The 13136-nt window shown below is 67.2% G+C and carries 10 protein-coding genes; 7 read left to right on the top strand and 3 right to left on the bottom strand.

The window, feature by feature from the left end:
• Window positions 1–206: 206 nt before the first annotated feature.
• The gene (locus CVUC_RS06805; RefSeq protein WP_096032274.1) at window positions 207–3464 is read right to left on the bottom strand and encodes an autotransporter outer membrane beta-barrel domain-containing protein; all 3258 of its coding nucleotides are present in this window, start codon (window positions 3462–3464) and stop codon (window positions 207–209) included.
• 163 nt (window positions 3465–3627) lie between these two features.
• On the opposite strand from CVUC_RS06805, the gene CVUC_RS06800 reads away from it, so the two are divergent.
• From CVUC_RS06800 to phoB, 6 genes are all read left to right on the top strand, one after another.
• On the top strand, window positions 3628–5043 hold the full coding sequence (locus tag CVUC_RS06800) for a sensor histidine kinase (protein ID WP_096032275.1): 1416 nt from the start codon (window positions 3628–3630) through the stop codon (window positions 5041–5043).
• Between the two features lie 144 nt (window positions 5044–5187).
• Window positions 5188–6621, top strand: coding sequence for a phosphate ABC transporter permease subunit PstC (gene pstC, locus CVUC_RS06795; protein ID WP_096032276.1), 1434 nt, complete (start codon window positions 5188–5190; stop codon window positions 6619–6621).
• Window positions 6614–7909, top strand: a complete 1296-nt coding sequence (gene pstA, locus CVUC_RS06790) for a phosphate ABC transporter permease PstA (RefSeq protein ID WP_010918180.1) — start codon at window positions 6614–6616, stop codon at window positions 7907–7909. The genes pstC and pstA overlap by 8 nt, the downstream gene beginning before the upstream one ends.
• A 59-nt stretch (window positions 7910–7968) precedes the next feature.
• Complete coding sequence (gene pstB, locus CVUC_RS06785) at window positions 7969–8793, top strand: phosphate ABC transporter ATP-binding protein PstB (RefSeq protein WP_096034715.1); 825 nt, start codon at window positions 7969–7971, stop codon at window positions 8791–8793.
• A 25-nt stretch (window positions 8794–8818) separates the two neighbouring features.
• Complete coding sequence (phoU, locus tag CVUC_RS06780; RefSeq protein ID WP_010918182.1) at window positions 8819–9511, top strand: phosphate signaling complex protein PhoU; 693 nt, start codon at window positions 8819–8821, stop codon at window positions 9509–9511.
• Window positions 9512–9532: 21 nt separating this feature from the next.
• On the top strand, window positions 9533–10225 hold the full coding sequence (phoB, locus tag CVUC_RS06775) for a phosphate regulon transcriptional regulator PhoB (RefSeq protein ID WP_010918183.1): 693 nt from the start codon (window positions 9533–9535) through the stop codon (window positions 10223–10225).
• On the opposite strand, the gene CVUC_RS06770 is transcribed toward phoB, so the two are convergent.
• Window positions 10198–11055: a LytTR family DNA-binding domain-containing protein gene (locus CVUC_RS06770; protein WP_096032277.1), complete on the bottom strand. Its 858-nt coding sequence runs from the start codon at window positions 11053–11055 to the stop codon at window positions 10198–10200. The two genes, phoB and CVUC_RS06770, sit on opposite strands and share 28 nt — an antisense overlap.
• Complete coding sequence (locus CVUC_RS06765) at window positions 11052–11825, bottom strand: DUF2306 domain-containing protein (RefSeq protein ID WP_096032278.1); 774 nt, start codon at window positions 11823–11825, stop codon at window positions 11052–11054. Before CVUC_RS06765 ends, CVUC_RS06770 begins: the two co-directional genes overlap by 4 nt.
• An 11-nt stretch (window positions 11826–11836) precedes the next feature.
• On the opposite strand from CVUC_RS06765, the gene purD reads away from it, so the two are divergent.
• On the top strand, window positions 11837–13123 hold the full coding sequence (gene purD, locus CVUC_RS06760; RefSeq protein ID WP_096032279.1) for a phosphoribosylamine--glycine ligase: 1287 nt from the start codon (window positions 11837–11839) through the stop codon (window positions 13121–13123).
• Window positions 13124–13136 lie beyond the last annotated feature (13 nt).

The raw sequence follows: 13136 nt of genomic DNA, 5'->3' as shown, positions 1-13136 counted from the left end.
CAAGAAAGACAATTATTCCTAGTTCGGAAATATAGATTCAGGGGGTCTACCCCGAGATTTTCTGGGGCCGCGACGGAGCATCAGGGGGAGTTCCACGAATCTCCTATAGAATCAGCGGCTTGAAGCGCTTGACTATCAGTTCACAGAAAAGGCCGCTCCGGGGTTCCGGAGCGGCCTTTAAGGACGTTGGGGCGATTTGGCGCGGGTTAGAACATCGCTCGGCCGGAGAGGCGCAGGTTGTAGCGTTTCTGTTTCTTGGCGGCCTCGACGCCGCCCTCCAGGGCCAGATACGACATGGGCGTCCCTGCTCTCAGCGCGAAGCCGGCGGTGAGCGCGCCTTGCTTGTCGTCCATCGCGGCCAGTGAGAACGCGTTGCCGCCCTTGAAGCGCGCCACGGTGTCGCCCACCGAGCCCGCCAGCGTCTGGCGGTAGCCAACGCGGACTTCCGGACGCCACCAGACCTGCTTGCCGAAGTCGGCGCCCATCACCACGCCCAGTTCGCCGCTGAGATTGCTGGAGGTGCGCTTGTCGACGGTCAGGTCGAACGCATCACCGCCGCCCTTTTCGGCGCGCTTGCCCTCGCGCAGCCAGACATAGTCGAAGCGGCCTTCGGGACGGGCGAAGAAGCGTCCGAACTTCTGCTCATAGGCCATGCCGGCATAGGCGTTGGCGGTCACGCCGTTCCAGTCGGCGCTGTTCTTCAGGACCAGGTCCGCCACGCCGTCACCGTTGGAGTCCGGCGCGATGAAGCGGCGATCCCCCTGGAAGAAGGCGTAGCCCAGACCGCCGCCGGCGTTGAAGCGCCAGCCGCCCACGGAGCGCCGCCAGTAGGCGCCGCTCTGAACGAAGGAGGCGGTGGTCTGTTCGCCGACCTTGGCGACCGTGTCGTGCTCTTCGATGCTCACATAGGCCAGGGTCAGGCCCAGCGCGCCGCCGGCGTCGCCCATCGCTTCGTAGCCGCCCACGAAGCCGAAGGCCTGGGTGTCCGAACCGAGGGTCTGATCGGTGTCACGACGGGTCAGCGAGTTGATCTCCTGCACCCAGACGCTGTCGGGGCCGTAGCGATCACCCGGATCGGGGCGGAACATGGTGGCCGCCGAAACCTGCTGGTTGACCGTCTGCAGCGCGGCGAACAGGCCTTCGCCCTGGTCGGGCAGCATCTGGTCGTAGAGGTCGCGGAAACCGTCACGCGAGTTCTGGTTCAGGAAGGTCGCGGCGAGGGTCGAGTCCGCGCCCAGCGCGCTGAACACGGCGTCATAGGCCGAGCTTTCGGCCCGATTGAAGCCGATCTCGGCGGCGGTGCGACGACGCACGTCGATATAGACGTTGTTGGCGTCGGTGCGGCTGGTCGCCACGTACAGGTAGGGCGACTCTGCCAGCAGACTGTTCCCGATCGTCCCGACGCTGATGTTCGAGCCCTGGATCACCGTAAACGTCGTCGGCTGCTTGACCAGATTGGCCATGCGGATGCCGAGCTCGGCGCCGGAGGCGATCGTGGTCGCGCCCGAAACGACCAGCTTGGTGTTGGTTCCCGCCGTCGGGTCCGCCGAGAACAGAAGCTTGGCCTTGCTGCCCAGATTCACGCTGCTGACGTTGATGGTGTCGCTGTTGGCGATCGCCAGGCTGCCGTTGGCGATCGCGAGGTCCAGCTTACCGTCGGTGTCGTAGAGCTTGCCCACCGCGATGGCGCCGCCGTCGATCGACAGGCGGTCCTGGCCGGCCCCGAAGGACATTTCGCCCAGCAGCGTGCCGCTCCAGAGGTTCAAGGTGTCGGCGCCGGCGCCGAACAGCACGTCCCCGATGGTCGACGGCGCGACCGTGGTCGTCGCCGAGGTGGCGCTGGTGGTGGTGTCGGTGCTCGGGAAGGTGCTGGTCGAGGTGAAGTCCGCCGGGCCCGATTGGGTGAAGTTGACGCCCAGATTGTTGGCCCGCAGATCCAGCGCGATCGTACGGCCCGTGGCGGTCACGCTCGCCACCGTGCCGTCGGCCTTGAAAGTCGGCGCGGCGACGGTCGCCCGGATCGAGCCGGTGTTGGTGATGGTCCGTAGGGTCCCGGCTTGGTCGAGGACGGCGATCGCGTCGCCGGTCTCGCCCGTACGCGTGGCGGTGACGCTCCCGGAGTTGCCGAAGCTGGTCGCCGAGGCGCCGGCGGCGATCACCAGGCCGCGGGCGCTGGCGGTGACGCCGGATCCGGCGAACGATGCGGCGTTTGCGGTCAGCGCGCCGCGATTGAGGATCGAGGCTGCCGTAGCGCCCGAATTCAGCACCACACCTGTGGCGTTGGCCTCGTAGGACGTGGCGGTGATCTGTCCGTCGTTGCGCAGGCCGCCGACCAGCGTGGTCGTCCGTCCGCCGCCGGCGCCGATCGAGACGCCGGTGGCCGAGACGCCATTATAGACGCCCGCTGCGGAGATGGCTCCCTTGGCGATCAGGCCATAGGCGTTGTCGCCGGATCCGACCGCGCCCAAGGTCACGTTCTGACTGGCCGAACCGATCTGCAGCGCGGGGGCCGCGCCGAAGACGTTGATGCTCGAGGTCCCGCTGCTGCTCGACGAAATCGTCGTGGTCGTCGTCGTGCCGTCGCTGTTGACCTTCGTCGAATAGTTCAGGCCCTGCAGAAGGAGGCCGCCGCTGACATCGCCGCCGATGCGCACTGCGGGCCCACCCTGCTGCAGGTCGTCGGCGTCCAGCTTGCCCAGAGCGTCCGTCGTCGAGGGGCGCGAGGTGTAGCGATAACCTGTGGCGCTGGTCGCCCCTTGCAGGACAAGCGCGCCCGAGACGTTCGCATCGATCGCTTGGGCGACGGCGTTGACGCCCTGGACGTTGATCTGGCCGCCCAAGGTCACCTTGCCCGTGACGGGCGCGGCGATCCGCATGCCATAGGCGTTGTCGCCTGTGACGCTGATCGATCCGAGATTGGTGATGTTCCCGACGACGGGACCTTCCAGCAGCACGCCGGCGGAATTGTTGCCCTCGATGCTGATGACGCCGGTCGCTTCGTTGATGATGTTGCCGGTGAAGGTCCCCGCATTGGTTAGGCGAACGCCAAAGCGGTTGGCGCCCTGGGCGAACACGCCGTCCAGGTCGCCGTCGGAGTCGCTGTCAGAGGCGGTGTAGTCTTCCAGAAGCGAAATCGTGGCCGAGTTGGTCAGGGCGCCGGTCCTGCCGCCGATGATGAGGACGCCCACGCCATTATTGACGCCGGTGGTCGACAGAGTCCCAAGATTGGTGACCTTGTGGTTGCTGTCGATCGTCACAATCGCGCCGGCCGTGGTCGGCTTGATCGAGCCGTCCGCCGTGATGCGGATGTCGTCCGCCGCAGTCCCCGTAGCCGTGCTGGTCGCGATCGGCGTCGTACGCGCGTTGGAGACCGGGGTCTCGGCCGAGGCGGCGAAACCCATGGCCAGGAGAGGAGCGGCCGCGACCGTCGCGACCAGGACCTTGCGCTGCATTACGAACGACACCTCGATAGAAACCGGGCCACTAATTCGGGTCACGATGCGGCGAAAATACGGTGAGTCCCGCTCGCGACACGCACTAAGGCGTCAATCGTCTATCGCATGGCTTGGCGGGGCGCCATATCTGCTTCGTCGAATCGCCTCTCGCTTGAATCGGTGAAGCTCCACGATGCCGCTGGCGAACACACCCCAGACCGATCCCCGGCGCGATCCCGCCGGCGCGCCGTGGTCTCTGTGGATCGGGCCCGGAGCGCTTCTGGGGCTGGCCGTGAGCGGCTTGGCCGAGCCCATGCCGGCGGTGCTCGCCGCCCTGGCGGTGGGCGGCGCAGGCGTTTTCCTGAACCGGCGAAAGGCCGTCGCCGCAGGTGTCGCGCCCAACGCCCTGGCCCAGCCCGTCGCCAAGCCGGTCGAGCCGCCGTTCGCCGCCATTCTGGATCGCTTGCCCGATCCGTTGATGGTGATCGCCGCCGAAGAGGCTGACGATCTGACGGGGCGACGGTTTCTGTTCGCCAACGCCGCCGCCCGTGAATTGTTCAAGATTCAGCACGCGGGCGCGTTGCTGGTTACGGCGGTCCGGCATCCGCGCGTCCTGGAAGCTGTTGATGAGGCGCTCTTCGGCGGGATCGAGGGGATGGCCGAGTTCGAGACGGGCGGCGTCCAGGGACGATCCTGGCTGGCCTACGCCCGTCCGCTCAAGGAAACAGTCGGGCGCTCCCGACTCGCCCTGCTGGCCCTGCGCGACGAGACAGACGCCCGGCGCAGCGAGCGCACTCGAGCCGACTTCCTGGCCAACGCCAGCCATGAGCTGCGCACGCCGCTCGCCTCGTTGTCCGGCTTCATCGAGACCCTGCGGGGGCACGCCAAGGACGACCCTGGGGCCCGCGACAAGTTCCTGGCCATCATGCTGGCCCAGGCCGAGCGGATGTCGCGCCTGATCGACGACCTGATGAGCCTGTCGCGGATCGAGCTGAACGAGCATATCGCGCCGCTGGGACGCGTGGACCTCTCCATGGCCGTGATCGACGTGATCGACGCCTTGGGACCGCAGGCGCGCGACAAGGCGCTGACCTTTGACCCGATCCTGCCGCCGCGCGGCGGCGCGGTGGTCGACGGTGATCGCGACCAGATCATCCAGGTGATTCAGAATCTTGTCGACAACGCCATCAAGTACACGCCGAGCGGTGGTGTCGTGCGGGTCGAGATCTTTCCCAGCTTGGCCGCGGAAGCTGCGGCGGCGGCCCGTGATCCGTCGGCGCCGCGGATGTCACTGCTGACGCCCGATCATGATCCCGTCGAACGATACGCCATGCTTCGCGTCATCGATCGTGGCCCAGGGCTGGCGCGCGAACATCTGCCGCGTCTGACCGAACGGTTCTATCGGGTCGAAGGTCAGAAAAGCGGCGACCGCTCGGGCACGGGCTTGGGGCTGGCCATTGTCAAACACATCATGAACCGTCACCGGGGCGGGCTCACGGTCGAGAGTGTTCAGGGCGAGGGTGCCGCCTTCGCTGTCTACCTGCCCATGGCCAAGGGCGAGTCGAGGATGAGCTCGACGACGCCCCCGGCGGAAGCGGGAAGCGCCTGACTTTCGGCCGACCTCCTCGGTCGTTGTCGTCAAACTGTCATGTAATTGTCGCATAAGCACAGCGCCGGACCCGCATAGACGGACCGGGGGAGGACCCGCGATCCTGCGTGGTCCTCGACAACTCGCGCAAGATTAGCCTCACGCATGCTGACCTGGCTTTCGCTTATCGTCCTGGCGCTGTTTTCCAGCGTGGCCTTCGCGGCCGGCCGTCGCCGCGCCAAGACCGCCGCCGCGGGCCGCGCCCGAGTTCTGCATTCGCTGCCGGACTACTACGGCGCCTATGTCGCTCTTTGGGCGGGTATCCCCGCCGCCCTTCTTCTGTTGCTGGGTGTCATGTTCGGCGGTCGCGTCGAGGACGCGATCCTGCAGTCGACCCGTCCCGCCGCTGTTCAAGCGCTGGAGCCGGACCGCCAGGCGGTGTTTTACAGCGACGTTCGCGCGATCGCGGCCAAGCAGGCTCCGTCGGAAGTCGTCTACGAGGGCGAGCAGAAGGTCGCGCTGGACGCCAAGGTCGCCGAGGCCCAGCGAATCGCGACCCTCCTGAACACCGGTATGCTCGGAGGCGCCGGGGTGCTGGCCCTGGCGGGCTTCCTCCTGGCCTTCCCGCGTATCAATCCCGAGTTCCGCGCCCGCAATCGCGTCGAGGGCTGGACCAGCGTGCTGCTGATCGCCTGCTCGGTCGCCGCCGTGCTCACCACCCTGGGCATCGTGATGTCGCTGATCTGGGAAAGCTGGCGCTTCTTCCAGAGCGTGAACCCGCTTTCGTTCCTCCTGGGGACCGAATGGAGCCCCCAGATCGCCATGCGCGCCGATCAGGTCGCGTCTACCGGCGCTTTCGGGGCGGTGCCGCTCTTCGCCGGCACGTTCCTGATCATGCTGATCGCCATGCTGGTGGCCGCGCCCATCGGCCTCTATTCGGCGATCTATCTCTCGGAGTATGCCGGGCGCACCGTCCGGGGCGTGGTCAAGCCGCTGCTCGAGATCCTCGCCGGCGTGCCCACCGTGGTCTATGGCTTCTTTGCCGCCCTGACCGTAGGTCCGCTGTTCCGCTCGGCGTTCAACGCCATCGGCGCGGCCCTGCCGCCCGGCCCGCTGGCCACCTACCTGATGGAAGTCCAGAATCAGATGGCGCTGGTCGCAGGCGTGGTGATGGGGATCATGCTGATCCCGTTCGTCTCCTCGCTGTCGGACGACATCATCAACGCCGTGCCGCAGTCGCTGCGCGACGGCAGCTACGCCATGGGCGCCACCAAGTCGGAGACGGTCAAGAAGGTCGTCCTGCCGGCCGCCCTGCCCGGCATCATGGCCGCCATGCTGCTGGCCGTGTCTCGCGCCGTCGGCGAGACCATGATCGTCACCATGGCCGCCGGCCTGCAGGCCAAGCTCACCGCCAATCCGCTCGATACGGTGACCACCGTCACCGTCCAGATCGTCACCTTGCTCACCGGCGACCAGGAGTTCGACAGCCCCAAGACGCTGTCGGCGTTCGGTCTGGGCCTGACCCTCTTCGTGGTCACCCTGACCCTGAACATCGTCGCCCTGCGCATCGTCCAGAAGTACCGGGAACAATATGACTGACGCGAACCTCGGCGCGGCCGCCCCGCGCCAGACCCTCTCGGCCGCCGAAGCCCGTCTGAAGAAGCGCCATCGCGCCGAGCGTCTGTTCAAGGCGCAGGGCGTCGCCGCGATCATCATCGCGATGATCTTCCTGGTGGTGCTGGTCGGACGGATCGTGACCCAGGGCTATTCGACGTTCCAGACCCACACGCTCTCGGTGGCGGTTTATCTGAACCCCGAGCGGATCGACACGTCCGACCTGTCCGGCGTCAACTACGACTACATCGTCGCCGAGGCGGTGATGAAGAAGCTGGGCGTTCAGGACGACGACTTCGGCACGATCTCGACCAAGGTCCAGGACCTGGTGTCGCGCGACTTTGGGTTCCAGCTGCTCAACAAGCTGAAAGCAGATCAAACGCTGATCGGTCAGACCGTGACCGTGACGGGACCGCTGAAGGCGGACGCGGATCTCTACTTCAAGGGCCAGATTGAGCGTTCGACCGATGAGGGCGACCGCAAGCTCGACAACCAGCAGCTGGACTGGCTGGACAAGCTGCAGAAGGACGGCGCGATCACGTCGGGCTTCAACACCGGCTTCTTCACCCATTCCGACTCGACCGAACCGGAACAGGCCGGCGTGTTGGGCGCGGTCGTGGGCTCGGCCATGATGCTGCTGATCACCGCCCTGATCTCGGTGCCCGTCGGCGTGCTGGCCGCCGTCTATCTGGAAGAGTTCGCGCCCAAGAACCGCTGGACCGACATCATCGAGGTCAACATCAACAACCTCGCGGCCGTGCCGTCGATCGTCTACGGCCTGCTGGGTCTGGCCCTGTTCATCAACTGGCTCAACGTGCCGCGCGGCTCGCCGCTGGTGGGCGGCCTGGTGCTGGCTCTGATGGCCCTGCCGACCGTGATCATCGCCACGCGCTCGGCGCTGAAGGCCGTGCCGCCCTCGATCCGCGAGGCCGCGCTGGGCGTCGGCGCCAGCAAGACGCAGACGGTGTTCCACCATGTGCTGCCGCTGGCCATGCCCGGCGTGATGACCGGCGCCATCCTGTCGCTGGCCCACGCCCTGGGCGAGACCGCGCCGCTGCTGATGATCGGCATGGTCTCGTTCGTGCCGGGCGTTCCGGAAGGCTTCACCAGCGCCGCCACCGTCCTGCCGGTGCAGGTGTTCATCTGGGAGAACGCGTCTGAACGCGCGTTCCATGAGCGCACCGCCGCCGCGATCATCGTCCTCCTCGTCTTCATGATCGTCATGAACGCCGCCGCCGTCATCCTGCGTCGCCGCTTCGAGCGCCGCTGGTAGGCTTGTCCATGACCTCGATCCTGAACCCCCTTGCTTCGCCCCTCCTCCAGGGACACGCCATGACCGTCCACAGCCCCGACGACTCCACCCGCGCCCCGGCGACCTCGACCGCCGCTCCGGCGACCGCCGATCCCAAGATCAAGGCGCGCGGCGTCAAGGTCTTCTATGGCGACAAGCAGGCCCTGTTTGATGTCGATCTCGACATTCCGGCCAAGTCGGTCACCGCCTTCATCGGGCCGTCGGGCTGCGGCAAGTCGACCTTCCTGCGTTGCATCAACCGGATGAACGACACCATCCCGAGCGCGCGCGTCGAGGGTTCGATCCTGATCGACGGCGCCGATGTCAACGCCAAGAGCGTCGACCCGGTGGTGCTGCGCTCGCGTGTCGGCATGGTGTTCCAGAAGCCCAATCCGTTTCCGAAGACCATCTTTGAAAACGTCGCCTATGGCCCGCGCATCCACGGCCTGGCCACCGGCAAGGCCGAGCTGGAGGCCATCGTCGAGAGCAGCCTCAAGAAGGCCGGCCTCTGGAACGAAGTCGCCGACCGCCTGCACCAGCCCGGCACCGGCCTCTCCGGCGGCCAGCAGCAGCGTCTCGTCATCGCCCGCGCGATCGCGGTGTCGCCCGAAGTGATTCTGATGGACGAACCCTGCTCGGCCCTGGACCCGATCGCGACGGCTAAGATCGAGGAACTGATCGACGAGCTGCGCAGCCAGTTCTGTATCGTCATCGTCACCCACTCGATGGCCCAGGCCGCCCGGGTGTCGCAGCGCACGGCGTTCTTCCACCTCGGCAAGCTGGTCGAGAGTGGCCCGACCGAGGAGATGTTCACCAATCCTCGCGACAGCCGCACCCAGGACTACATCACCGGCCGCTTCGGCTGATCCAGGCGCGCGGGAGAAAACAGAGATGACCGAGCATACCGTCAAATCCTACGGCGAAGAGCTGGCCCACCTGACGGCCGAAGTCACCCGCATGGGCGGCATCGCCGAGAGCCAGGTCGCCGACTGTATCGCCGCCATCGCCCGCCGCGACGGCCCGCTGGCCCAGGCCGTGGTCGCCGGCGACGAGCGCCTGGACACCCTGCAGTCCGAGATCGAGCGCAAGGCCTTCCGCCTGATCGCCCTGCGTCAGCCCATGGCGGTGGACCTGCGTCACGCCGTCGCCGCCCTGAAGATTTCGATGAGCCTCGAGCGCTGCGGCGACATGGCCAAGAACATCGGCAAGCGCGCCCTGATCCTGACCGAGGCTGACCCGATGAGCGCCCTGACGCGCTCCATCGAGCGGATGGGCAAGCTCGTTCAGGGCCGTCTGAAGGACGTGCTCGACGCCTACACCACCTCGGACCTGCAGCGCGCCATCGGCGTGTGGAGCCGGGACGAGGAAGTGGACGAGCACTACAACGCGATTTTCCGCGAGTTGCTCACCTACATGATGGGCGATCCCCGGACGATCAACGCGTGCACGCACCTGCTGTTCGTGGCCAAGAACCTCGAGCGGATCGGCGACCACGCCACCAACATCGCTGAAATCATCCATTTCGAGCTGACGGGCGAGGAACTGACCTCGCAACGTCCCAAGCTCGACGTGCTGTCGCAATAACTCTGGAAGAGGCGGCCTGAAGTGACTCCCTACGTTTTGGTGGTCGAAGACGAAGACGCTCTGGCCACTCTGCTCCACTACAACCTCGACAAGGAGGGCTACCGCGTCGGCGTCGCCGGCGACGGTGAGGAAGCCCTGATCATGGCCAATGAGCGGGCCCCGGACCTGGTCATCCTCGACTGGATGCTGCCCAAGGTCTCGGGCATCGAGGTCTGCCGCCGCCTGCGCGGCCGCGCCGAGACGCGCAATGTGCCGATCATCATGCTGACGGCCCGCGGCGAGGAAACCGATCGCATCCGCGGTCTCGACACCGGCGCCGACGACTATGTGGTCAAGCCGTTCTCGATGGTCGAGCTGACCGCCCGGGTCCGCGCCGTGCTGCGCCGCATCCGCCCGGGTCTGGCCGATGACCGCATCACCGTCGGCGACATCATCATCGACCGCGTCGCCCACCGGGTGAAGCGCAGCGGCAAGGAGATCCACCTTGGCCCGACCGAGTTCCGTCTGCTCGACTACCTGATGCAGCACCCGGGCCGGGTGTTCAGCCGCGAGCAGCTGCTGGACGCGGTCTGGGGGTCGGACGTCTATGTCGAGGCCCGCACGGTCGACGTCCACATCGGCCGCCTGCGCAAGGCGCTGAACGGGACGACGGACGCCGATCCGATCCGCACCGTGCGCTCGGCCGGCTATTCGCTGGACATGGACGCGGCCTGAGAGTCTGGGGCCTGTCGGCCGAGGCGTTTGAGCAACGCGTCGCGGTAGGTTCGGCTGGTCACGACCTCCGCGCCGCTGGCCAGGGTCAGCCGCCAGGAGCCGTCGGACAAGGGCTGGGCCTGTGAGACCTTGGACAGGTTGACCAGTGCCGAGCGGTGAGCGCGAGCGAAGAGGCGCGGATCAAGCCGCGCCTCGAGACTCTGCAAGGTCGCGCGCATCAGGCCCTCGCGTCCGTCCCAATGGACGACCACATAGTTGTCGGCCGCGCCGAACCATTCGACCGCCGTGATGTCCACCGGGACGCGACGTGCGCCGGCCATGACCATCAGGCGTTCAGCGACGTCCAAGACGGGCGTGGCGCGGGCTTCGGCGAGGGCGGCCTGCAGGAGCGCATTGCGCGCGCTTGCTTCGGTGGCGCGGCGGTGGTGCGCAGCGGCCAAGCCGACCGCGACGATGGCGGTATGCAACAGGATGCAGACTGGCGCGCGACCCAGCGCCCTCTCCGCGAGGTCGCCGCCGCCGGCGAAGGTCTGGTCGATCAGGCCGGCGACAACGGCCTCCAGCGGCACGATGACGAGGCCGGTGGCGAAGGCGGCCAGGACGCCTCGGAGTCCGGCTCCGAACCGCCGTAGCACCAGCCAGACGACGCCGATCACGGGCAACCAGGCGGCATAGATCGCCCCTTGCCAGGCCAGGGACTGCTCGACGCTGAGGACCCGCCCATCGGCAAGGGCGAAGCGGCGGGCGAACCAGGCGGCGCAGATCGTCGTCGCCAACCAGCTATAGGCCGTAAGACCCGCGACCCATGCGGTGGTCGGCGCCGCCCTCACGCGGGCGACAAGCGTTTGCGACGCAGCACCAGGGCGGCGACCCAGATGATCGCCACGGGTTGAAACAGCAGGGTCGGCCAGAGCTGGCTCCATGGCGTGGGCAGGAAGGTCAGGAAGTTTCCCGAAAAGGCGCTGAGCACCGCGCCATAGGCGCTCAGCATCTTCACAAGATGCTCGTAGGTCCAGAGGTCTGGCGAAAAGGGCCATGCCGTCGGCTGGATGAACCGCCAGAGGTCCCACCCGCCATAGAGGAAGCAGGCATAGACCAGCGCGATCGTGGTGGCCTTGGGGCTGTTCGTTCTACCGCTCAGCAGAAGACCCAGAACCCAGGCCCCCACAGCGATGACCGCCAGAGTCGCGGTCCAGTCCAGCCGCGTGGCGCGCTGATGCGGATCGAGATCGGGCCGCTTGCGCCTGAGGACCCGTACGCCCGAGAAAACGGTCAGGGTGGCGGTCGAGGACAGGGCGGCGAAGTAGGCGTTGAAGCGCAGGGCCGTCATGACCCAGGCTGCGGCAAGCATCAGGCCCATAAGCACAACAAAGACGCGGCCCGAGCGCCGATGCCATTGCGAGCCCTTGGTCGTGCAGAGGGGCAGGAGACCCGCGCCGACGAGGATCAGGCCGCAACTGATGTGCAGGGCGAGGGCGGGGGAAAAGAGCGCGTCCATGGGCCTCTTCTGCGGACGGCCGGCCTCGTCGCCAGCGCGATGGGGCCAATGGCGGCCTGCGGGGGCGAGAGCGCGCTTGACCCGATGCCGGTCGCGCGTCACACCCCGCGCTCATGGAAAAGCTGACCATCCTCCTCGTCGGGTCCGGCGGGCGCGAGCACGCCCTGGCCTGGAAGATCGCCCAGTCGCCGCTGTGCGGCCGCCTTGTCGCGGCGCCCGGCAATCCCGGTATCGAAGCCGTGGCCGAGCTGCGTGCGGTCAAGGCGACCGACGCCGATGGCCTTGTCGCCCTGGCTCAGGAGATCGCTGCGGATCTGGTGGTGGTCGGTCCGGAGTCGGCGCTGGAGGTCGGTCTTGCAGACAAGCTGGCGGCGGTCGGTATCCCCTGTTTTGGCGGGAGCCAGCGCGCCGCGCAGCTGGAGACGTCCAAGGCCTTCACCAAGGACTTCTGTCAGCGTCACGGCCTGCCGACGGCGGCCTATGGCGTGTTCGAGGACGCCGCCTCGGCCGGCGCCTTCCTCGACACCCTGGAAGCGCCGTTCGTGATCAAGGCCGACGGTCTGGCGGCCGGCAAGGGCGTGGTCATCGCCCCCGACCGCGCCGCAGCTGACGCCGCCGTGGTCGACATGTTGGGCGGCCGTTTCGGCTCGGCCGGCGCGCGGGTGGTGATCGAGGAGTTCATGCACGGCGAGGAGGCCTCGCTGTTCGCGGTCTGCGACGGCAAGACCGCCGTGCTGTTCGGCGCGGCCCAGGACCACAAGCGCGCCTATGACGGCGACGAGGGCCCCAATACCGGCGGCATGGGCACCTATTCGCCGCCGCCAGTCCTGACCCAGGACCTGATCGACCAGGCCTGGCGCGAGCTGATCGTTCCCACCGTCGAGGGGATGGCCGCCGAGGGCAATCCGTATGTGGGCGTGCTCTATGCCGGCCTGATGCTGACCCCCACCGGCCCCAAGCTCGTCGAGTACAACGCCCGCTTCGGTGATCCCGAGTGCCAAACCCTGATGCTGCGCCTTGAGAGCGACATCGTGCCGATCCTGCTGGCGGCGGCGAAGGGCGAGCTGGCCTCGGCCAAACCGCCCCAGTGGCGCGACGAGGCGGCGATCTGCGTCGTGCTGGCTGCCGAGGGCTATCCCGACGCGCCCAAGACCGGCGGCCGCATCCAGGGCGCCGACGCTGACTTCGGTGACGGCGTGGTGGTCTTCCACGCGGGCACGACGCGCGAGTTCGAGGGGCGTCTGGTGGCCTCGGGCGGCCGGGTGCTGAACGTCTGCGCCTTGGGCGCTGACCTGAGGGAGGCTCGCGACTTGGCGTATGGCGCGCTCGAGCGCATCTCGCTGGAAGGCGGCTTTTATCGTCGCGATATCGGCTGGCGGGCGTTGTCGCAACCAAGCTGAGATTCACTGCGTC

Origin of the sequence: Caulobacter vibrioides (assembly GCF_002858865.1) — a bacterium.
Lineage (GTDB): Bacteria > Pseudomonadota > Alphaproteobacteria > Caulobacterales > Caulobacteraceae > Caulobacter > Caulobacter vibrioides.
The sequence above is the reverse complement of the archived record's forward strand: the minus strand, read 5'-3'. Positions and strand labels throughout refer to the sequence as shown.

What these genes read in the sequence shown, in the direction of transcription:
- purD (WP_096032279.1), top strand. Translation starts at nt 11,837, where the DNA reads ATGGAAAAGCTGACCATCCTCCTCGTCGGGTCCGGCGGGCGCGAGCAC.
- pstB (WP_096034715.1), top strand. Translation starts at nt 7,969, where the DNA reads ATGACCGTCCACAGCCCCGACGACTCCACCCGCGCCCCGGCGACCTCG.
- pstA (WP_010918180.1), top strand. Translation starts at nt 6,614, where the DNA reads ATGACTGACGCGAACCTCGGCGCGGCCGCCCCGCGCCAGACCCTCTCG.
- pstC (WP_096032276.1), top strand. Translation starts at nt 5,188, where the DNA reads ATGCTGACCTGGCTTTCGCTTATCGTCCTGGCGCTGTTTTCCAGCGTG.
- phoU (WP_010918182.1), top strand. Translation starts at nt 8,819, where the DNA reads ATGACCGAGCATACCGTCAAATCCTACGGCGAAGAGCTGGCCCACCTG.
- CVUC_RS06800 (WP_096032275.1), top strand. Translation starts at nt 3,628, where the DNA reads ATGCCGCTGGCGAACACACCCCAGACCGATCCCCGGCGCGATCCCGCC.